Here is a 21,686-nt window from a genome sequence, read left to right as displayed (position 1 = left end):
AAAGACAACCTTTTTTGATTGGGTGGTGGGGTGATTGGGGCGGATTTTGAATGTGGTAGAGCGCTTGACTGGGTTGTTTGAGCGGAAATCGAATATCATAGAGCGCTTGGCTGGATTGTTTGAGCGGAAACCGTATATCATAGAGCGCTCGACCGAGGTCTTTGAGCGGAAACCAAACATCATAGAGCGCTCGGCTGGGTTGTTTGAGCGGAAACCGAACATCATAGAGCGCTCGACCAACTTCTTTGAGCGGAAACCAAACAACATAGAGCGCGCCAGCCTTATTTTTCTATCGATTCGAGAGGTGGCACACTATTGGTTGTGTAGCTAGCCCTTTCTAACGTATCCAGAGGTGTGAAATGGTCTAATGTGTAGCTATTTACTTCATTTGCCGAAATCGTGTAGAGGAAATTGCCGCTATACAACAGACGTTGAATTTCTTTCTCCCAGTCCATGTAGTCATTTGTCATGTGCTTGGTTAGATCAGCTGTCTTAACAATACCGCGTTCAGTAGTGATTTCATATATCATTGCGCCGGAGCTTTGTAGATCTAGGATGTTTTCACGCTTGGATTGCTCATACACCGAAATCGGAAAGCCGAACAAGTTGCGGGTTGGATGAATGAACAACGCGTGATGATCGTGCTGGACAGATGAATAGGTGCCTTGCCCACCGATAACTTCAGATGCGGTTTCTTTTGGATTCGCAAAATCTGTTACGTCGAATAAAGAGATTTTCATGCCGCCTGTTTGGATGAGCGGCGCGCCGCCTTGTGGATTTTTCTTCGCGATTGTTTCATAGCCAAAGCCGATTAAATGGCCTTCGTCAAGCGGATGCAAGTAATTGCTAAAGCCCGGGATCTTCAGTTCGCCAAGCACTTTCGGGTGATGCGGGTCCGCAACATCCATGACGAATAGCGGGTCCGTTTCACGGAACGTTACCATATATGCTTTATCTCCGAGGAATCGTGCGGAATAAATGCGTTCATTGACCGCTAGATTTTCGACCGAACCGACTTGTTTCATATTTTCGTCGAGGATGAATAAATGATTCTTCGCTTTATTGCGTTCATCCCAGAGATTGCCTTCTGTGGTGACTGCACGGAAATAGCCATTGTGTTCATCCATCGAAAACTGATTTAAGATCGTCCCTTTTAGTTGAGCGGTTTGCAGGAAATAGACGTCCGTTTTGTCGAGGCTGAATTTGAATACTTCACTAGTGCTTTGCTGATTGTTTTGGTAGTTAGTAGACGTCAGATACAGATGATCTGCGGACATGTACAGTTGTTCACCACTGCCAAGATAAGCTTTCGTATCCACTCCTCCTTTTTCTCCCGACTCAATATCGAGTGTCGTGATGACCGAGTAGGAGGGTTCCATCGCGCCTGGCAAAATCGAGATTTTATCAAGTGCGAGCGACTGTACTTTTTGATTGGCTGTGGAATCATAGACTTTTGGTATTAGCTGATCTTCTAACGGCTTTGGGTGATCGTACCAAAGGAATGGTTGATTATTCGTGATCATATAGACGAATTGGCCGATTTTACGTGTTCCGATGACGTATCCTTCTGCACCTGTTTCACGAATAAGTTTCGGATTCGTACGGTCTGTGACGTCATAGACACGAATGACGGACAGTTGTTGTGTCGGCATCATCCGGTCTTCCGTGATTTTCGAATCCAGATTGGATGTCGGCGTATCTAGATTTCGACCACCAATTAATACGACTTTATCTTGATCTATATACAGTTGGTTTGCATAAAACTCATCCGAAAAAGCTACCTCGCTGGCACGGACCATCTCGTTTGGATTACGGATATCGGTGATCATAAGTCCTTCGCCATTTAGGACATCGTAGAGGAAATCACCATCCGTTTTGACAGTATCTGCTTCATCTACTCCCGCCACTTGCTGATTGGTTTGTGAATGATCCACACCGCCACCAGAAGCTTTATCTTCCGACGAAGACTCTTCCATGATTTCACTGCGTCCTTGAGGTTCCACTCGTTCAAAGAAGTTCTTTATTTCCTTAATGGAAGTGACGGGCTGTACAGATTCGAGGACGGTGAATGAAAGTGCTTTGTCCGCTGCGCGTTTCCATACTCCAAAACTATTCGTTGGGATATGCAATGTATAGTCTCCTGGTTGTAGCTCCCCTACTTGTAACGACGTCTTTCCATTTCCATACGAAAGCTTGGCCGGAGTTCTCTTATTGCTTTTCGTAATATGAAACTCCGAAGCATCCAAGTTCTTTTTCACTGGTTCCGTGAAATAGACATTCAGCGATTGACCTGCAAGCACAGACTTCGTGGATGTAATACCCACTTTCGGCCAAAGTAGGAAACTGATCAGTACAAGGATTCCGATCGTTCCTGCTGCCCCCAATACAATGAGCCACCTGCTTGTATTCATAGTTTTCATCTCCTCTTAATTTCTTTGTATTAGAGTAGACTGAAAATTTTTGATTCCGTTACATTCTATTGAAAAAAGCTAAAAAACTCCTTTTATAGAGTCATTTTAGCTTGGTCATAGCTTCTTCCATTGTCTGTCGCCTTCTACGTTGCTAATGGATCGTCCTATGTGAAATAGATTTTCAAGCTCCAGTTCGTCCAGATATCCTTTCAACTCAAGCATAATGTGATCAGGATCGATCTTCTCCTGGTTGAGTAGACTGACATCGACTTTAAGCGGTATTTTCATTTTTTGTCCCGGTTCGATTTCCAGTCCAAGATCAGTCGAGTACTTGAAGGGGTTCTCTCCCCTACCTTTCTCTAGTTTCACCTCGAAGCTGAAGGTTAATGTAGGCTGGTGGATCACCCTGTTGGTATCATTATTTATTTCAATTAAGTATTCGATTTTTCCATCTTCTAACGCTTTCTCTTGTAACACTTTTAGTTGCACTTTTTCTATATCTTCATAAAGACCTACAGCCGGTACAATCTCTTCATTTTCAGTATTCGACTCTTGCAATAACGGTAGCACGAGTAGCAAAAACATTACAGTGGCCATGGCGACAACGCTCCAGATCACAATGCTCTGCTTTTTCCTACGGGGTTGAATGTTGTTTTTCTTTCTGTGGATCCGGCCTTTTTCTTGTTCGTCCATCATATCCCTCCTCTCTCCACTTCATTTCTATAGGTAGTTTACGATAGTAAACGTCTATTACCAAATTAGTTCCGACTCATTTTTTCATTCTAAAAAGGAAGAGCGGAAAACCTCGCTCTCCCTCGCTAGTATTTATACACTCACAATCGATAATTCTCTAAGTTGTTCAATCGCTTGTTCAATCAATTCCACTTTTTGCACGAGTGCAAGGCGGACGTAACCTACCCCGGCAGTGCCAAAGATGCTGCCCGGTACCATGACGACGCCAGCTTGTTTGATGACTTCGAAAACAAATTCTATATCGTCTAGGTCATACGGATATTTTGCCCAGACGAACATACCGCCTTCAGACGGCGTGGTTTCCCAGCCCAATGATGCGAGTCCGTCCATTAACGCGTGATGACGTTTAGAGAACTCTGCGCGTAGGCGATCTGTGATTTCTTCTCCATTATCAAGTGCGACAATGGCTGCTTCTTGGATCGGTCCGAATGTTCCATAGTCGAGATTGGATTTTAGTTCGCGCAACACTTTGATCATGTCTGCATTCCCAACGAAGTAAGCGATTCGTGCACCTGCCAAGCTGAAGCTTTTGGATAGCGAGTTGATTTCCATACCGACTTCCATTGCGCCAGGTGTCGTGAGGAAACTTGCCGGACGGTCGCCCGTGAAATAATATTCCGAGTATGCTGCGTCATGAAGTACGATGATTTCGTATTTCTTCGCAAACGCTACGACTTCTTCAAAAAAGGCTTCGTTCGGCATGGCCGGTACCGGATTTCCTGGTAAGTTCAAGATAAGTAGTTTAGTCTTTTTCAGCACGTCTTCTGGAACTTCTTTGAGATTAGGCAAGAAGCCGTTCTCCGCAAGCAATGGCATGTAGTACGGTACGGCACCCGCTAGTTTAATTCCTGCGTCATAGGCAACGTAGGCAGGATTCGTCGTGAGGATATAATCTCCTTCGTCACAGAACGCGAAAGGTAAATGAACGAGACCTTCCTGCGAACCCATCGTCTGCAATATTTCTGTATGAGGGTTAATGATGACACCTGTCCGCCGCTTGTAATAATTCGCGACAGCTTCATGGAACCGCTTCGTCCCTCCGAGAGTGTAGCCGTAAGATGATGCTAATGCGCTTTGCTCAGACAACGCTTGACGCACACGCTCGTCAGGCGGAAGGTCGGGGCTACCAAGACTTAAATCGACGACTTGCGCACCTGTCGCTTTTTTTAACTCAGCGGCTGCTTTTAAATCACCAAAGATCGCCGGTGAGAAGATGGACATTTTTTTGGAAGGTTGAAAGTTCATGAAGACACGCTCCTTAGCTGTTATATAGTACGTAATGACTTTATTATAACACGCAAAAAGACAGCTTGGATTAATTTTCTATCGAATATCTGGATGTTTGTTCGCCGGCAATCAGGGAATACTTTTGATAACTATATACCGAGGAGGATGTCACATGAGTCAAGATCGATACGAGAAAATCGACGACAATATAACAGGACAAACACAATCTACGCAGCCTGGCGTCGAGGAAGAGATGCATCCCGCTCCAATTTATGATGATCCTAACTTCAAGGGTGCAGAGAAACTTAAAGGCAAAACGGCATTGATCACAGGTGGCGACAGCGGAATTGGTCGTGCCGTCGCCGTTGCCTATGCGAAAGAAGGAGCGAACGTAGCCATCGCCTATTTGGCAGATCAGGAAGATGAAGATGCGGATAAAACAATTGAATTAATTGAGAAATATGGTGGCAAATCGAAGAAATATCAAACCGATATTAGTAGCGATGAAAACTGTAAACAGCTGATCAACCAAGTTATTGACGACTTTGGTGATCTTAATATACTGGTCAATAATGCCGGAAAACAATTCCCTCAACAGTCCATCGAAGACATTACGGAAGAGCAGTTGAAGGAAACGTTTGAAACGAACTTTTTTGGCTTGTTCTATATGTCAAAAGCAGCCATTACTCATATGAAAAAAGGCGACTGCATAGTCAACACTTCTTCGATTACAGCCTATAACGGATCGCCTGGACTGCTTGATTACTCCGCGACAAAAGGAGCCATCACAAGCTTTACTCGTTCATTGGCGTTAAATCTATCGGAGAAAGGGATTCGAGTGAATGCAGTAGCACCCGGACCAATCTGGACACCATTGATCCCTGCTACATTCGATGCGAAAACAGTGGCTGAACATGGAGCAGATACCCCGATGAAACGCCGTGGACAGCCTGCTGAGAACGCACCCGCTTATGTCTTCTTGGCTTCACAGGACTCAAGTTATATGACAGGGCAGACGATACATGTGGATGGCGGAGATTTCGTCGGTTCTTAATTGGGGATGAACGTCGAAGCGTCATCGCATACTAGTATATATTCATCGTGCTATTGCATTACAACTATAAATTCCACAAAAAAATGATGCGGTAAGCCACACATACTGGCTCACCGCATCATTTTCATTCCTCAAACGGCCATTTAGGCAACATACGATTCAACTTCTTATCACTACGCTCCCCAAGCACATACTCCGCTTGCATGATGGTATGGATTTCACGTGTGCCTTCGTAAATGACGGGCGCCTTGGAGTTGCGTAAATACCGTGCAACTGGATACTCATCCGAATAGCCGTACGCTCCATGGATCTGCACTGCGTCGTCTGCTGCTTGGTTAGCAAAATCACAAGCTTGCCACTTCGCGAGCGACGTCTCACGCGTATTCCGAACACCGCTATTCTTCAACTCACCCGCACGATAAACAAGAAGACGACTCATCTGATAACCGGCTTCCATCTTCGCAAGCATCTGTTGCACAAGCTGGTGTTCTCCTATTTTCTTTCCAAATGTTTCACGCGTTGTTGCGTACTCTACGCTCGATTCAAGGCAGGCGTACAATAAGCCCACTGCACCAGCCGCCACGGTGAAACGACCGTTATCAAGCGCCGCCATCGCAATTTTGAATCCTTCGCCTTCTTCACCAAGTAAGTTGGCAGCGGGTATGCGCACGTCTTCAAAAAACAGCTCACCCGTGTTACCTGCACGAATGCCGTACTTCCCTTTAATTGCCTTCGATGAAAATCCAGGCATGGTCCGCTCAACAATAAATGCGCTGATGCCGTGATGTTTTTTCGATTTATCCGTGTAGGCGAAAACGAGGAAATTGTCTGCCGCATCACAAAGTGAAATCCACGTTTTCTGACCGTTCAATACATACGTATCCCCGTCACGAACCGCCGTCGTTTGCAGTGCAGAAACATCCGAGCCAGCGCCAGGTTCCGTCAATCCGAACGCACCGATTTTCTCACCTCTTGCTTGTGGCACTAAATACTTTTGCTTCTGCTCTTCCGTTCCCCACTGCATCAGCGTCATGCAATTCAAACCGATGTGTACGGAAACTGCAGTGCGAAAAGCCGTGTCGCCACGTTCGAGTTCTTCGCATAAAATGGCCAAAGCATTATAATCCATCCCACTGCCGCCATATTTTTCGGGTACGCAGACGCCCATGAATCCAAGATCCGCGAGCCGTTTCCAAATTCCTTTGTCAAAACTACCTTGTGTATCCCATTTCGCAATATGCGGCATAATTTCCGCATCCACAAACTGTCTTGCTGTCTGTCGCAACATGTTCTGTTCATCTGTAAATGTAAAGTCCATCTTCGTGTCCTCCTTTACAATGAAACTAGGCTTTTTTGATGCGTGCGTTCACTGCAATCTGCCCGACTGGTAGGCCATATACGCGGTTATACAACTGTCGATAAAACTTTCTAAACTGGCGCTCGTTCAAAGCGGGCAATTCTGAAGTGGTCATCAATAATAATGGATGCTTGAAATTTGTCAGCTTCACTGTTTGATCAAGTGTCAGTCCATTGCGTTCATAAAATGCAATACGTCGTGTCCGAATAGATAATTCTTCTTCATTTCGGGAAAAGTCCGGATCTTCCACTTCCAGTAGTATTCCTGCTGGCGATAACGCGTCCAGACGGCGAAGCATCACGCTACCTAACCCATACGAACGAAATTCGGGCGCTATTGCCAAATAGAGTACGTGAATGCCTCCGTATTTGGGGATTTCCTGATAGATGGCATAGCCGTACACGTTGATGCCGTCCGTCAAGTAGACTGCACGCAAGATGTTTTTCTTGAGTGCTTTACGCATAATTGGAAACGGAATATGGTCGAGAAATCCGAAATCGACTAGTACGAATTCGAATAACCTATTTACCGTCCGTCGATTCGTTGCGAGATGCTGTAATCCCATCTGCGATGAATTCAATGTTTGTTGCATGTTCACTTCACTCCTTAGAAATACGAGGAGATGGTCTATTGAGATCTAAATCCACGCTTTCCTACCAGTATATACTGTATCAGGCCTGTTGTACGTCAATAACAACTCCGCGTTTCTTCATTTCTTGTATATACAGTTCGCCAGGCACGATTTTTTCTGGTGGATAAGCGCCTCTTTTCGTAATGACACCATTGCCAATCATTTGCGCTACAACGGAAATGGTGTTGGCCGTCGCAAGTGCCATGGCCGTTTCGTTAGTGTTCTGATCTTTTTCGGTAATCATATTGAACGTCACCGTATGCGGCTGCTTGTCTTTCGTCCCGCTAACTATGACGCGGAGTAATACAGCATCCGATTTATCTCCAAGGCGTAATTGTGGTGTCAAATGAGCGAGCATGACGTCGCGCACACGTAATGGTCTACCATCTACACGAATCGTGGATTCCCTAGACAGTAAGCCAAGATCCACTAATACTTGAACTTTGTCGGCATGACCCGGGTAACGGATCGTCTTGTATTCTAGCGTTTCAATAGTAGGGAATGACTCAAGCAACGTCGACGTACCACCTGATGTATGGAAAGCTTCCATTTCGCCATAGCCGTTGAATTCTAACATTTCAATTTCCGACAATGAAGGCAATTCCTTCACTTTGCCATTTCGCATAACGCGTGATGTGTCAGTGTAATGATCAAATAACCCTTCCAATGAAAAGACGACATGATAATTCAGTGGCGGCTCAGGTTTGACCGGAACTCCACCTACGTAAAGTTTGATCGACTGAGTTTCATCCAGCAATGATGCGCCGTAACCTGCCAGAATATTAATCATACCCGGTGCCACCCCGAGGTCCGGAATTAGCGTTACACCTTTTGCGATAGCTTGTTCATGTAGCGCAAGCACTTTTTCCGTTGCACCGCCGATATGTCCACCTAGATCCACAACGTGTACGCCTCGTTCTACTGCACAACGAGCGACGGCTTCATTGAATGTATAAAACAGTGCATTAACAACGATATCGCCCAATCCCATTACGTCGCTAAGTTGCTCTTCATTCGTCGCATCTAGCAATAAAATGTCGAGCTTTTCATTCATTAATTCTTCGGCGAAATCTTCCGCTTGCCGAATCGCACGGTCCGCGAGATACACTTTCTTCACTTCGTCTTGCTTTACTAAATCACGCACGACTTCTTTTCCCATTAATCCCGCACCTAATACAACAATTTTCATCTGCTCATCCCTTCTTCCTGTGAGTTCATTCCGTATCGATTTGCGCGCGTTGCAACTTGCCGCTGTAATCGATGTAAATGCTCTTCCATTCCGTAAAGACATCGAGTGCCGCGACCCCGGAGTCACGATGACCGTTCCCTGTCCCTTTCGTTCCACCAAACGGCAAATGAATTTCCGCACCTGTCGTGCCTGCGTTGATATAGACGATACCTGTATCCAGATCGCGTTGTGCGCGGAATACTTTATTGACATCTTGCGAGAAAATCGAACTGGACAAGCCATACGCGACGCTGTTATTCACTTCAATCGCTTCATCCAGACTACTGACCGTGATCAATGAAACGACTGGGCCAAAAATTTCTTCTTGCGCGAGTCGGCTATCCCATGCGACATCCGCAAACAATGTGGGCTCAACATAATATCCATTCGCGAATTTCCCTTCATTCAGCACATTTCCACCTGCCACTAGATTTGCACCTTCACTTTTACCGATTTCGATATAGCGCTGGATTTTCTCCAGTGCCTTTTCATTGATCACTGGACCGACTTTCACCGTTTCATCCAGACCGCCGCCCATCGTTAAGTCTTTCATGCTCTCCATCAGACGTTTCTGCAATTCTTCTTTCACATCTTCATGAACGATGACTCGACTACAAGCTGTACAGCGCTGTCCTGCCGTTCCAAATGCGCTCCACAAAATTCCTTCTACCGCTAGTTCAATATCTGCATCTTCCAGCACGATGACCGCATTTTTGCCGCCCATTTCTAGAGATACTTTCTTCAAATGGCGACCGCCTAATTCCGCAACGTGACGTCCTGTTTCCGTCGAGCCGGTAAATGAAATAACCCGTACGTCCGGATGTTCGATCAGCGCAGTGCCTACATCTGCACCTGAACCAAAGACGATATTCGCCACACCACGCGGCAAGCCGGCTTCTTCAAAGATCAACGCCATTTCATATGCCATCAACGGCGTTTCCGTCGCCGGTTTCCAAATGAATGTATTTCCGGCGACAATTGCCGGGAACGATTTCCACGTAGCAATGGCAATCGGAAAGTTCCATGGAGTGATCAGACCCACAACGCCAATCGGTGCTCGAACACTCATCGCAAACTTATCCTGCAACTCAGACGGAACCGTTTCACCGAACAATCGGCGACCTTCTCCAGCCATGTAGAACGCCATGTCAATCCCTTCTTGCACTTCACCACGTGCCTCTTCTATGACTTTACCCATTTCCTTCGTCAGTACTTGCGCTAGATGTTCTTTTTTGCCTTTCATAATACGGCCAATTTCATAGAGATAATCCGCACGTTTCGGTGCCGGCACCAAAGCCCATTTCTTCTGTGCTTCCTTCGCCGCAGCAACCGCCCGCCGAACCTCTTCATCCGTTGACAAAGGTACTTGTGCCAATTCATCCCCGTTCGCCGGGTTGAGTACAGCTGTATAACTAGCAGCTTCCTCCTGCCACATGCCGTCGATATAATTAGTTAGCTTCATCAAAACTACTCCTCTCTGCTCGATATAATTTTCGTCAGTTGTCTCTATTAGAATTGTTCGACAATATATCATCCTATTCCTTTAAAGCTAGACATATTCGGGATAAATTCACTTGATGGTCAACAATAGATAACGGGTATAGAGCGCTTGTGTCATTTCATAGAGCGGTTAAATGGATGGATAGAGCGCTCTAGGGGATTGATAGAGCGCCTATAGCGATTTATGAGCGGATGTCGTGGAAGTATGAGCGCTTAGAAGAAAGTATGAGCATTTCCCCCTAAAGAAAACGACATTCATTGAATGTAAGCGGAAGACAGCGAATTTTGATGGATGTGTGCATGCGCTTTGATACTCCAGCATGAACGAAATCCGTACTGTAGAGAGTTGGTGTGGGAAGTATCCGCCTAAAACGCAGATCAACGTTGCTTTCCGACTCATCCCTGCCCATACAAAAAACCGCCACAGCAAGTCGGAAATTCCAACTCGCCATGACGGTTCGCATGCATTACAATAAATACCAAATATAGTGCGCTTCTTCATGACTACCCGGCGTAAGAGCAACACTCTTCGGATAACTCATTTTCTCCACTGCCATCTCCATCAACTTACTGACATGTGGATTTAACTGCTCCGCCTTAGCGAATAACTCTAAAGCGCGCTCTGAAGACGTACCTTGCGCGCGTTCCATCTCGACCAACCATGACAAATACCAATACGCTGCATCATCTTTAGAAACTTCTGCACTCGCCTCCAGCACCTGTGCCGCTTGATCAATTTCTCCTTGATGGATCAACGAAGAAATCGCCAAGTATCGTGCACCTTGATGGTCAAAGAGGTCAAGCGATAAAAGACGCAATAACATGTCGCTCGCTTCAACAAAACGGTCTTGCTCATAGAACCACACACCGTACTGCATCAAGCTGCGTAAATACGGACGATTCGGTGCGAACTTCCACGCATCTTCCGCACGATTGTCAAATTGTTTTTCACCGGAGAATATCGCTTGTTTGAAGAACTTCTCCTGCTCGTCCTTCGAATCTGTCAACTCCGTCTGAAGTAACAACGCATCGACATTCGTCGGATCAGCGCCATATGCACCTACTGCGAAGTCATGTCGCTGCTCGATCGTTTCGGCATTGTACGCCATATAGCAAAGCATCTGTGCTTCTTGTTGTTGATTTTCCGGCTCGAACGGCTGCTGGATCGCTTCTTGAATGTACGCTTGTGCTTCTTCAAACGAATCAAAATTATGCTTTTGCGTTAACATATGCACTTGCCAATTCATTTGCTCAGATGGAAGGGGGTTGGTACCGATATGATACACAGCATCGGTCTGCCTTTCCGCCATCATCTTTTCGAGGTCTTCAATCTTCTCTAGTAGAATATCAGTATGCTTTCGGAACGAAGAGACCGAAACCCCGAACAGTTTACCTACTTCTGCTTGTGTATACGTATTCGTCATCATACTCGTATCGACTGCCAATTGGAACGCCGCCGCAGCGAGTACTTCCGGCTTACGGAACTTCGGATTCTGGTCGGTAAAGTAATACGCCAGCAAGGATAGTAACATTTCATACGCGCCCGGATGTAGCTCTTCCTTCTCGAGTGCAGCATCTAATATTTCCACTACTTCACGTTGCAATGGTGTGAAATTCTGCTCCACTACGTCAGATAACGTCTGAACGTCTAACTTGCAAACCACTTCATAAATATCGACAAGGTGCTTCTTGAAGAAATTGAAACTATTCTTTTCCTCGCTCGTTTCAGCTAGTTCCTGAACACGCGTCAATAGTTCATCACTCATATGATCATTCACTGCAATGGCAGAAATCGGCATGACCCAGCGCTCTTCATTGCGCATCTCTTCCAAGACAATTGCAACGACAGCGCGAACATCTTCGGGCTCACCCGCTTCTCTTGCCAATAAATACTCGCCTTCACCAAGAATCTCTTTCATATGGTAGACGTCTTTATCCGCCTTCGTCACTTCTGCGAATGTAATGAAAACATTTTGCCAACTCTTTAAAATGGCCCGTACCGCTCTATTTTGTGTACGGTTTAGCGCTTTTACAAGATGGCGTCTCCAAAGATCTTTCCGCACGACGAAGAAATAGTAATCGCTGACATTCGTCACGAGTTCCTCTTCTTCCATCCACTCACCGAGACGTCCAGCCCACTCTTTCAATAATCCTTCTAATGATTGAATCTCAGCAGGAGACAAGGACGTTTCATAATAGCTGTTTAATACTTTCTTCAATTCTTCTTGGACTGCATTTGTGCCCGGCATTTCTGTTTTGCCACAGCAGTTCTCCACGATTTCCCCGCTTCCGCATGGGCATTTTTCTTTATTCCCTATCACATCGAACACAACCTTTTCTTTTTACTATACCATACTAAAAAGAAGCTCCGCATGCATAGCAGCATACGAAACCCCTTGTTTTACTATTCAGACTGTTTTTTCACTTCACCAGTTGTCGGTGGCATGACCCGTTTAATGAATAACGATAAAATCAATGCGACGAGTGTAATCATAGTAGAAATGATGAATGCGTGATTGACGCCATCTAGCATCGCCATACGTTCAATCTCCGCTTTCATAGTGGATACATCGACTCCAGAGGCGGCCAAATCCTTCGCTTGGACAGCCGCTGATACATCCAATCGTTTTGTCATAAGCGTCAATAACAACGCCGAACCAATCGCGCCCGATACTTGCTGCAATGTGTTATTCATTGCCGTACCATGTGGATTGGAGATCATCGGCAACGAGTTCATTCCGTTTGTCATAACCGGCATCATGACCATCGATAAACCAAACATCCGAAGCGTATAGACACCCATCAAATAATAATAACCTGTATCCATCTGCAATTGGCTCAATAAATACGTCGAGAATACCGAAATACTAAGTCCTGTGTAAACTAGGACACGCGGCCCGTATTTATCGAATAAACGACCTGTGATGGGCGACATGATACCCATCAATACCGCACCCGGCAACATCAGCAATCCAGCATCTAACGGTGAAATCCCGCGAACGTTTTGCACATATAGCGGTGTCAAAATCATTCCGGAAAACATCGCAACAGACAATACCATCGATACGACGGAAGCAAGGGCAAACATCGGGTATTTGTAAATCCGAAAATCGAGCATCGGCTCTTTCATGCGTAATTGTTTTAGAATGAATAGCACGAGCGAAATCGTACCAATCGCGATTGTGCCATAGACGATCGGAGAACTCCAACCCTTTTCACCCGCAGAACTGAAACCGTACAGCAAACCACCAAAACCGATAGTCGACAATACTAACGAGGAGAAATTGATGCGTACATCACGATTCGGTGTAATATTCTTGAGTTTGAAGATGGCGAGGGCCAATGTTAGCAATGAAATCGGCAGCACAATCTCAAACAATGTCCGCCACGAATAATGCTCGACTACCCAGCCAGACAATGTCGGCCCAATTGCAGGTGCCGTGAACATCACAAGACCGAACATACCTAATGCCGCTCCCCGTTTTTCAATTGGGAAAGCCGTCAACATTACATTCATCAACAGCGGCATCATCAGTGCGGAACCGGTAGCTTGGATCATACGTGCAACTACTAGTAAAGAGAATGTCGGTGCGATGATTGCGATAAACGTCCCTAGAGAGAAGAGCACCATCGCGATAATGAAGATTCTTCTATTTGTAAACTTCTGAATGAAAAACGCACTTGCCGGAATCATAATCCCGTTGACCAGCATATAACCTGTCGTCAGCCACTGAACAGCCGATGGAGTAATAGAAAACTCTTCCATAATGACCGGCAATGCAATATTCAGTAAAGTATTGTTCAAGATCGCAACAAACGCCCCTATGAATAATATGGCTATGATGCCATAGGGCGGTTTCTCATGCATTTTTTTAATTTCTATTGATTCTACCATTTTATCCTCCTATAGCATGTGAAAGTTATGTCAGATTTATATTTTATACCGTCAGTATATTTATTACAACTAATAGATTTCAAAAATCTCAAAAGCTTGATGTAACAATGTTTTAAGAATAGTATATAAAGTATACACGGAGTATAAAAAATAAAACACACAGGTGATTATCTATGAATGACCGCAAAAAGCACGTACTGCTTATCGCAAAACAATTATTCATCGACAAAGGCTTTCACGCGACATCTATTCAGGATATTTTGGATGCAGCGCAAATTTCAAAGGGAACGTTCTATAATTACTTCTCTTCTAAAAATGAATGTCTCATGGCGATTTTGCGAGACGCTTATTGTATAAGTTACTTACGAAGAAATGAGCTAGCGATTGGCAAAGATCTAGCAGACCCTGCCTTGCTCTCTGAACAAATTGAAATTCGTTTGACGATGAACCGGGAACAAAACTTACTTCCACTGTTTGAAACGATCGTTCATTCGCCTGATGACGAGCTACGGCAATTCGTCAAGCAGATGCACTTCCGAGAACTCGCATGGATTGCGAAACGACTGGTCGACGTCTACGGCGAAGAAGTAAAACCCTACGCCTATGATTGTGCATCGCTGCTTTTCGGATTCATCCAACATGCGCTCAACATCTGGAAAAGTTCAACTACCGAGCGAATTGATACGATGAAACTAGTGGAGTTCGTCATGCAACGAATGGAAGTCCTCGTACCGGATATCGTCAAACGAGACGCACATTTCCTGTCGCAAAACTTGCTGGAAGATATTTTAACAGCCGCAGAGTTTTATCCGATGCCACGCGAAGTGCTAATCGAGAATTTGCAAAAGTTCATTGACAATTTACCGAAGGAAGAAAGTCAACAGACATTATACAGCCAGTTTTTATTGGATGAGCTATCCGCTGAACACCCCCGATTCTATTTACTGGAATCCGTTGTACGTTCGTTCCGTCAAGCGTTTGAAGGTTCCGAATTACAGTTGCAGGCAATCGAACTGTCCGCAGCGATTTGGTTGTTCATCAATAAATCCCAGTGACAACACAAAAGAGACTAGCCAAGTCAGCGAGTACGACGTGGCTAGTCTCTTTTTTCATTGTAGAGGAGGTATGTGAGTAAATCTTTGCATGTCACACTATACAGTAAAATAAACTAGTTGATCTTAGCGCATACCAACTAACCACGAACTTGATGATTGGGCTCTTCCCCTTGCGCAAATGCAAGTAACGCGTCCACGTTCAACTTCATCATCGCCTTGCGCGTCTTCACTGTAGCACTGCCAATATGCGGAAGCACTGTCACATTCGGCAATGTCAGCAACGGATGATCTAGCGGAACAGGCTCAGTCTCAAACACGTCTAGCCCTGCCGCATGAATCTTTTTCGTGCGTAGCGCATCAAACAGTGCGTCTTCATCCACGATACCGCCACGTGCGACATTGATCAGAATACCCGTCTCTTTCATCTGGGACAACTGTTTTTCGCCAATCATACCTTTCGTCTCTTCACTGAACGGCACCAAAATTAGCACGAAATCAGACGACGCTAGTAAATCAGGCAATCCGGCATAACGACAGCTATACATATCTTCCATTTCGGACTTGCGGTTACGGTTGTGATATAGCACGTCCATATCGAACCCTTTTGCACGTTTCATCACCGCTTCACCGATCCGGCCCATGCCGACGATCCCCAGTGTAGCTCCATATACATCCGTTCCCGTGAAACCAAGTGGCTCCCATGACGTCCAGCGCCCTTCGCGCAACATATTCTCTGCACCGATCAAATCACGGGCCGTCGCCATCAATAAAGCAAACGCCAAATCTGCAGTCGTTTCTGTCAGCACATCCGGTGTATTCGTTACGGTAATATTCCGTGCCGCCGCCGCTTTAACATCGATGTGATTATAGCCCACTGCCATATTAACGATTAGTTGTAATGAAGGGGCTGCGTTGAGTACTTCTTCATCGATTTGATCGGAAATGACGGTCCATAGCGCGTTAGCGTCAGCCACTTCTTTTAACAACACATCACGGGGAACCGCTTCACTCGTTGATTCCCACATCCGTACTTCATAGTATTCACGTACTGGGGCGATCATTTCTTCCGGCATCTCTCGACAAATATATACTGTTGGTTTCATGGACAGCACTCCTTTAGCCACCGATATAGTTCATATTAATTTTCTTACGGTTCTTCACGGTCTGCTCCGTACGTTCATCGGAATAGCGGTCTTTTCGGCCTCTCCAGACGTTGGCGATCACTTCGTATACTTCTTCGTCGGTTTGATCCGAACGAATTAATTCCCGCAGGTCAAAGCCTTCTGACGCGAAGAGACACGTGTAGAGTTTCCCTTCGGATGATAGACGAGAACGTGTACACGTTGAACAAAACGACTCCGAAACAGATGTAATGAAGCCCACTTGCGCATCCGTCCCTGTATAGCGATAGCGTTTGGCTACTTCACCGTAATAGTCTTCTTCCGCAGGCTCCATATCGAATTCAGCTGCCAGCATGTCGTAGATTTCTTTCTTCGTGACGACTTTTTTAAAACTCCAGCCGTTGTCATTGCCGACATCCATGAACTCGATATAGCGTAACGTGATGCCACGTTCTTTGAAATACGCTGCCATTGGGAGGATCTCGCTTTCATTGATACCTTTTTGTACGACCATATTTACTTTGATGGTGAAGCCTATGTCTTGTGCCTTTTGGATATTTTTGAGAACAAGTTCAGGTGAAATGCCACGGCCGTTGATCTGTCCGAATAATTCTGGATCGAGTGCATCTAAACTGATATTTAGACGGCGCAATCCAGCGTCGTAAAGCGCTTGCGCGTATTGACCGAGCAACACTGCATTCGTTGTAAGTCCGATGTCTTCGATCCCTTCGATGTCGTGAAGCTTTCGTATCAACTCGGGTAAGTTTCGGCGCATCAGCGGTTCACCGCCCGTCAAGCGTAGTTTCTTCACACCTAACTGAGCAAAAATCCGTGCCAAGCGCTCCAACTCCTCAAACGATAGCAATTCATTTTTAGCTAGAAATAAAAAGTCATCGCCAAAAACTTCTTTCGGCATACAGTACGTACAGCGGAAATTACAACGATCCGTAACAGAAATCCGCAAATCCCGAATCGGACGACCGAGCTGATCTACAATGGCATTCATCTTCTTCATCCCCTTTCTAGTTCACATGGCGTGTTGACATTTTTAAAAGTTATTTCAGGTGTATGGGTTAATACAGCGCCTTCAATCCACTGACTTTCATGTTGCGCTTGCACATGCATGACTCGACGATTGCCATTGTGTAACGCTTGTTTTATCGTCGGTTTGACGTTAGCATTCCAGACCGAAACAAGTGGATGTCGCTTGCCTTCTACCGTGACAGACGAAATATCCCCCTGATGCAATTCAAGCAATCTTTTCATGACACCCGCTTCAATAAACGGCATATCACAAGGCAATACTACGTATCGGTCTGCTTCCAACAACTCCATTGCAGATAAAATCCCTGCAAGAGGACCCATTCCGGAAAACGACTCCAGATCTGTCGTCACCCGAACAGTATCCGGAAACAACTCTTTGCTTTCAGGACGCGTGACAATGACGATTTCATCGCAAATTGGACGCAATGCATCTAACGAATAACGATAGAACGCGTGACCTTCATGCGTCGCAAAAGCTTTTGGCGATCCAAAACGTCGCGATTGACCGCCCGCTAGCAACACACCGACCGTCTTCATCCGCCACTCACTGGTGGAATAAACGCACAGACATCCCCCGCCTGAATGACATCATCCTTTAAGGCATATTCTTCATTCACCGCTACATGAATTGTCTCTTTACCGAAACCCGGATACGTGTCTTCTGCCCAGTTCAGCAATTCTTCGACCGTCAAAGGCGCACGATCCAAAGACTCTTCCCCTTTACCCGTCAACTCACGCAGCCTTGCAAAGTAATGAACTGTAATCATTGTGATTCGCTCCCTTTCTCTGGATATTTCTTCTGTGCACCGATCCATTCTTCGCCGTCTTCCCAGATTTCTTTCTTCCAAATCGGTACGACTTCTTTAATGCGCTCAATAGCATATTCATTTGCCTCATACGCTTCTTTTCTGTGAGGTGACGATACCGCGATGACTACAGCAATGTCTGATATTTTCAGCTCACCAATCCGATGTGCCATAGCGACTTGAACTCCCGGCCACTTCGCTTCCATCTCCGCACCGATTTCAGCAAGTTTCTTTTCCGCCATCGGGACATACGCTTCATACGCGAGATACAATGTCCGTACGCCATGCGTCCATTCACGAACATGTCCCGTGAACACTGTCACGGCGCCCGCTGCTGGATGCAAAACGAGATCGCTGTATTTCTGCACATCAATCGGCGTATCTATGATTTCATATCGTTTCATTCTCTCGCCTCCACCCATTCTTGCAGCCAATCATCGAGTCGTGTAATGTCATCGAACAATTCGGCTGTTTCCACCGTCTGAATGATTCCAGATAACGACTCCAGCTCTTGCCGTTGTTCTTCATTTCGGATGAGCACCACTTTCTCACCGGCTTCTTTTTTATAGCCTTCTATCAATAAAACATCCGGCTCATTAGACGCGGCCAATGTCTTTAACTGTTCAAATGAACGTTCTTTATTCTGTATCAATTGTATCATATCGCCGCCCGCCACAAGAGTTGAGACTGCTCCACATTGTAAGAATTGCACCGTATCCGTATGCGCTGGCGGCAGTGCGGGCGCGCCCCCATGCCCATGATGTTTGAGCACCGCCACTTCGTAACCAAGCTGTTTCAGCACGGTAATCCAGTGCGAAACAAGCGTCGTTTTTCCACTGTTCTTGAAGCCAACGACATGTAGTGTCTTCACAGTTCCCAACGCTCCACACCTTGTTCCGTTCCTAGTAACAATACGTCCACCAGCATACCTTTTTCAAAGCCGCGGGTTCCGCTTGGCAAGACGATCATGCAGTTCCCCCGCGCGATAGATGACACTGCACTGGATTTATTGAAACCTGCAGGCGTCGCTATGATTCCTTCAGTTGTCATCGACCAGCTAGCGCGAACGAAACGAGTGAATGGATTCGCTTTCTTGAAATCTTCCCCAAGAACCGCTTGAATACGCGGCATATAAGGCGCTGTACAGCCCATCATCGAGTAAATGGCAGGGCGTGCGAATAATTCAAATCCCGTGAAGCAAGCAGAAGGATTTCCTGAGAGACCGAATAATAATTTATCCCCTAACACTGCCACCGTCGTCACACTACCTGGACGCATCGCCACTTTATTGAACAATACTTCCGCACCGAGTCGTTCGTAGATTACCGGCAAATAATCGTAATCTCCGACCGACACGCCGCCTGTTGTAATAAGCAAGTCTGTTTCCTGCAGTGCCTTCTCAACGATTTCAGTGCATGCATCCAAGTCGTCTTCCATCATGCCATACGATGTATAGTCAATTCCCATTCGCGCCAACTGTGCACGAATCATCGGTCCATTTGAATTGCGGATCTTCCCCGGCTCGAGTTCTTCAGCGACGTCCAATAATTCCGTCCCAGTCGACAATACCCCTGCAATTGGCCGTTTCGCGACACGCACTTGCGCATAGCCAAATGTCGCTAGCAACGCAATGGTTCCTGGATGAATGATCGTTCCTGCTTCGATCAATGTCTCCCCTCGCTTCGCATCTTCGCCTTGACGCGAAATGTTTTCGCCCGCTTCAAACGGCTTACGTAACGTAAATCCATTATCATTCTCCACCGTTTGCTCCAGCATCACGACCGCATCCGCATGTTCTGGAATCAATGCACCTGTCATGATGCGAAACGATTCACCTGGCTCAATCGGACGATCCGCTACATGCCCTGCACCAATTTCTCCAATCACACGAAACGCTTTTCTTGCATCACCTGAAGCACCCACCGAATCTTCCGCACGAATTGCAAACCCGTCATACGGCGAACGATCAAAAGGCGGCACGTCATGTTTTGCGACGATAGGCTCTGCTAGCACACGACCATATGTATCTTCTAACGGAAGAACTTCTGTACTAAGCTTATGTACATGTTTCATCACACGTTCTACAGCTTCTGCCACTTGTATCGGTTTTCGAATTTCTACCACGTACATCTCCTACTTTCTTTTGTTATACTAACTAGTACAATGAAATGAAACGAAAGGATGATCATCATGTCCGAACTTACACACTTCAATGAACAAGGCCGTGCCAAAATGGTCGACGTGTCCGACAAAGAAACATCACTACGTACCGCGATTGCCACATCGTCCATTAGTGTCAACAAATCCATCCACGAACAAATCACTCATGGCACAAATAAAAAAGGAGACGTCTTCGCAGTCGCGCAAGTCGCCGCCATCATGGCCGCGAAAAACACGTCCACCATCATTCCCATGTGCCATCCACTTCCTTTAACGGGTGTCGATGTCCGATTTGATTGGGATATTGATGAAGAATCTTCCCATTATCATGTGCTAATCCAAGCCGAAGTCAAAACGAAAGGCGTGACCGGTGTCGAAATGGAAGCCTTGACTGCCGCTTCTGCCGCCGCATTGACGATTTACGATATGTGTAAAGCGGCTGGCAAGGAGATGGTCATCGGACCGACGATGCTACAGCATAAATCGGGCGGGAAAAATGGAGATTATCAACGCGCAGACTAAACATCGCGCGTTTTTTTGGTTGGATGGTGGGGTGGTTGTTGTGGTGGTGGTTGTTGCGCTCAATGATATCGCGTGAGCGCTCTATCAGCACGCGTATGCGATCATACTTCTGCGCTATCCGCTCTATGAGCACGCGTAGCCGCTCATTCTTCCACGCTACCCGCTCTATCAGGCCGCGTAGCCGCTCATACTTCCGCGCTATCCGCTCTATCAACACGCGTAGCCGCTCATTCTTCCGCGCTATCCGCTCTATGAGCACGCGTAGCCGCTCATTCTTCCACGCTAACCGCTCTATCAACCCACGTATCCGATCATACTTCCGCGCTACCCGCTCTATCCACCCACGCATCCAATCATTCGCCCACCCTATCCGCTCTATCCCCACACCATCCCACATCAATTATGCCAAATGTTTCCCAAGTTCATGCACAATATGCGGTAACTCCGGCAAGATCAACTTATCCATCGCAAGCGTCACAGCCTTGGAAGAGCCCGGCAATAAAAATACCGCCTGTAATCCGATTCCGCCAGCGGTTGCGCGACTGAGCAATGCTTTTGATCCCACATCTTCGGTATAACTCAAAAAGCGAAACAGTTCGCCAAATCCGTCTAGCCGTTTTGTGAAATAAGGTGACACGGTTTCCACTGTAATATCCCGTGCTCCAATCCCCGTGCCACCCGTGAAAATCATGGCTTGAATCGACGAATCGGACGACCAAGCGGATAACCGCTCTACAATATGCTTTGCTTCATCTTGGCAAATTTCATACGCTTTCACTGTATGTCCAGCTTCGATCAACTTGTCGCAAATCACCTTGCCACTCTTGTCATCCGCTTGGGTCCGCGTGTCACTGATTGTCAGCACCGCGACTGCAATTGATTGATCACGAGCTTTCTGTGGTAAATGAGCTTCTTCCATTTG

20 protein-coding genes are annotated in these 21,686 nt (G+C 46.2%); 3 read left to right on the top strand and 17 right to left on the bottom strand.

The window, feature by feature from the left end:
* Positions 1-281 precede the first annotated feature (281 nt).
* The 3 genes from SporoP8_RS11515 to SporoP8_RS11505 form a co-directional block, all read right to left on the bottom strand.
* A complete protein-coding gene (locus SporoP8_RS11515) occupies positions 282-2,411 on the bottom strand; it encodes a beta-propeller domain-containing protein (protein WP_158233691.1) in 2,130 nt (709 codons plus the stop codon).
* A gap of 114 nt (positions 2,412-2,525) precedes the next feature.
* Positions 2,526-3,107, bottom strand: a complete 582-nt coding sequence (locus SporoP8_RS11510; RefSeq protein WP_157111256.1) for a hypothetical protein — start codon at positions 3,105-3,107, stop codon at positions 2,526-2,528.
* 129 nt (positions 3,108-3,236) lie between these two features.
* Positions 3,237-4,409, bottom strand: coding sequence for an aminotransferase class I/II-fold pyridoxal phosphate-dependent enzyme (locus tag SporoP8_RS11505; RefSeq protein WP_085132627.1), 1,173 nt, complete (start codon positions 4,407-4,409; stop codon positions 3,237-3,239).
* A gap of 154 nt (positions 4,410-4,563) precedes the next feature.
* On the opposite strand from SporoP8_RS11505, the gene SporoP8_RS11500 reads away from it, so the two are divergent.
* A complete protein-coding gene (locus SporoP8_RS11500) occupies positions 4,564-5,445 on the top strand; it encodes an SDR family oxidoreductase (RefSeq protein ID WP_085132626.1) in 882 nt (293 codons plus the stop codon).
* 124 nt (positions 5,446-5,569) lie between these two features.
* Here SporoP8_RS11500 and SporoP8_RS11495 read toward each other — a convergent pair whose 3' ends face one another.
* From SporoP8_RS11495 to SporoP8_RS11470, 6 genes are all read right to left on the bottom strand, one after another.
* Positions 5,570-6,763 (bottom strand): acyl-CoA dehydrogenase family protein, encoded by a 1,194-nt coding sequence (locus SporoP8_RS11495; protein WP_085132625.1) that lies wholly within the window; start codon positions 6,761-6,763, stop codon positions 5,570-5,572.
* 25 nt (positions 6,764-6,788) lie between these two features.
* Positions 6,789-7,394 carry a GNAT family N-acetyltransferase gene (locus tag SporoP8_RS11490; RefSeq protein ID WP_085132624.1) on the bottom strand — a complete coding sequence of 202 codons (606 nt, stop codon included), beginning with the start codon at positions 7,392-7,394 and terminating at the stop codon, positions 6,789-6,791.
* Positions 7,395-7,473: 79 nt separating this feature from the next.
* Positions 7,474-8,622 (bottom strand): saccharopine dehydrogenase family protein, encoded by a 1,149-nt coding sequence (locus SporoP8_RS11485; protein WP_085132623.1) that lies wholly within the window; start codon positions 8,620-8,622, stop codon positions 7,474-7,476.
* A gap of 25 nt (positions 8,623-8,647) precedes the next feature.
* On the bottom strand, positions 8,648-10,123 hold the full coding sequence (locus tag SporoP8_RS11480; RefSeq protein ID WP_085132622.1) for an aldehyde dehydrogenase family protein: 1,476 nt from the start codon (positions 10,121-10,123) through the stop codon (positions 8,648-8,650).
* Positions 10,124-10,628: 505 nt separating this feature from the next.
* Complete coding sequence (locus SporoP8_RS11475) at positions 10,629-12,482, bottom strand: tetratricopeptide repeat protein (RefSeq protein WP_085132621.1); 1,854 nt, start codon at positions 12,480-12,482, stop codon at positions 10,629-10,631.
* An 83-nt stretch (positions 12,483-12,565) separates the two neighbouring features.
* Positions 12,566-14,056: a DHA2 family efflux MFS transporter permease subunit gene (locus tag SporoP8_RS11470; RefSeq protein ID WP_085132620.1), complete on the bottom strand. Its 1,491-nt coding sequence runs from the start codon at positions 14,054-14,056 to the stop codon at positions 12,566-12,568.
* A gap of 173 nt (positions 14,057-14,229) precedes the next feature.
* Between SporoP8_RS11470 and SporoP8_RS11465 the strand changes: the two genes are divergently transcribed.
* A complete protein-coding gene (locus SporoP8_RS11465; RefSeq protein ID WP_085132619.1) occupies positions 14,230-15,111 on the top strand; it encodes a TetR/AcrR family transcriptional regulator in 882 nt (293 codons plus the stop codon).
* Between the two features lie 137 nt (positions 15,112-15,248).
* Here the strand turns inward: SporoP8_RS11465 and SporoP8_RS11460 are convergent, their stop codons facing one another.
* The 7 genes from SporoP8_RS11460 to glp are packed head-to-tail and all read right to left on the bottom strand — an operon-like array spanning position 15,249 to position 20,206.
* On the bottom strand, positions 15,249-16,214 hold the full coding sequence (locus SporoP8_RS11460; protein ID WP_085132618.1) for a 2-hydroxyacid dehydrogenase: 966 nt from the start codon (positions 16,212-16,214) through the stop codon (positions 15,249-15,251).
* Positions 16,215-16,227: 13 nt separating this feature from the next.
* Positions 16,228-17,247: a GTP 3',8-cyclase MoaA gene (gene moaA / locus SporoP8_RS11455; protein WP_085132617.1), complete on the bottom strand. Its 1,020-nt coding sequence runs from the start codon at positions 17,245-17,247 to the stop codon at positions 16,228-16,230.
* Positions 17,244-17,813, bottom strand: a complete 570-nt coding sequence (gene mobA, locus SporoP8_RS11450; protein ID WP_085132616.1) for a molybdenum cofactor guanylyltransferase — start codon at positions 17,811-17,813, stop codon at positions 17,244-17,246. Before mobA ends, moaA begins: the two co-directional genes overlap by 4 nt.
* Positions 17,810-18,043, bottom strand: coding sequence for a molybdopterin converting factor subunit 1 (gene moaD / locus SporoP8_RS11445; RefSeq protein WP_085132615.1), 234 nt, complete (start codon positions 18,041-18,043; stop codon positions 17,810-17,812). The genes mobA and moaD overlap by 4 nt, the downstream gene beginning before the upstream one ends.
* Entirely contained in the window at positions 18,040-18,486 is a 447-nt protein-coding gene (locus SporoP8_RS11440) for a molybdenum cofactor biosynthesis protein MoaE (protein WP_085132614.1), read from the bottom strand. Before SporoP8_RS11440 ends, moaD begins: the two co-directional genes overlap by 4 nt.
* Positions 18,483-18,953: a molybdopterin-guanine dinucleotide biosynthesis protein B gene (mobB, locus tag SporoP8_RS11435; RefSeq protein ID WP_198166006.1), complete on the bottom strand. Its 471-nt coding sequence runs from the start codon at positions 18,951-18,953 to the stop codon at positions 18,483-18,485. Before mobB ends, SporoP8_RS11440 begins: the two co-directional genes overlap by 4 nt.
* The gene (glp, locus tag SporoP8_RS11430) at positions 18,950-20,206 is read right to left on the bottom strand and encodes a molybdopterin molybdotransferase MoeA (protein ID WP_085132612.1); all 1,257 of its coding nucleotides are present in this window, start codon (positions 20,204-20,206) and stop codon (positions 18,950-18,952) included. Before glp ends, mobB begins: the two co-directional genes overlap by 4 nt.
* A 66-nt stretch (positions 20,207-20,272) precedes the next feature.
* On the opposite strand from glp, the gene moaC reads away from it, so the two are divergent.
* On the top strand, positions 20,273-20,764 hold the full coding sequence (moaC, locus tag SporoP8_RS11425; RefSeq protein WP_085132611.1) for a cyclic pyranopterin monophosphate synthase MoaC: 492 nt from the start codon (positions 20,273-20,275) through the stop codon (positions 20,762-20,764).
* Between the two features lie 400 nt (positions 20,765-21,164).
* On the opposite strand, the gene SporoP8_RS11420 is transcribed toward moaC, so the two are convergent.
* Positions 21,165-21,683 (bottom strand): MogA/MoaB family molybdenum cofactor biosynthesis protein, encoded by a 519-nt coding sequence (locus tag SporoP8_RS11420; protein ID WP_085132610.1) that lies wholly within the window; start codon positions 21,681-21,683, stop codon positions 21,165-21,167.
* Between the last annotated feature and the right edge of the window lie 3 nt (positions 21,684-21,686).

It is taken from the genome of Sporosarcina ureae (assembly GCF_002101375.1).
In the GTDB taxonomy this organism is placed as follows: Bacteria; Bacillota; Bacilli; order Bacillales_A; family Planococcaceae; genus Sporosarcina; species Sporosarcina ureae_B.
Note: the sequence above shows the minus strand (reverse complement) of the source record. Positions and strands in the feature narration are given on the sequence as shown.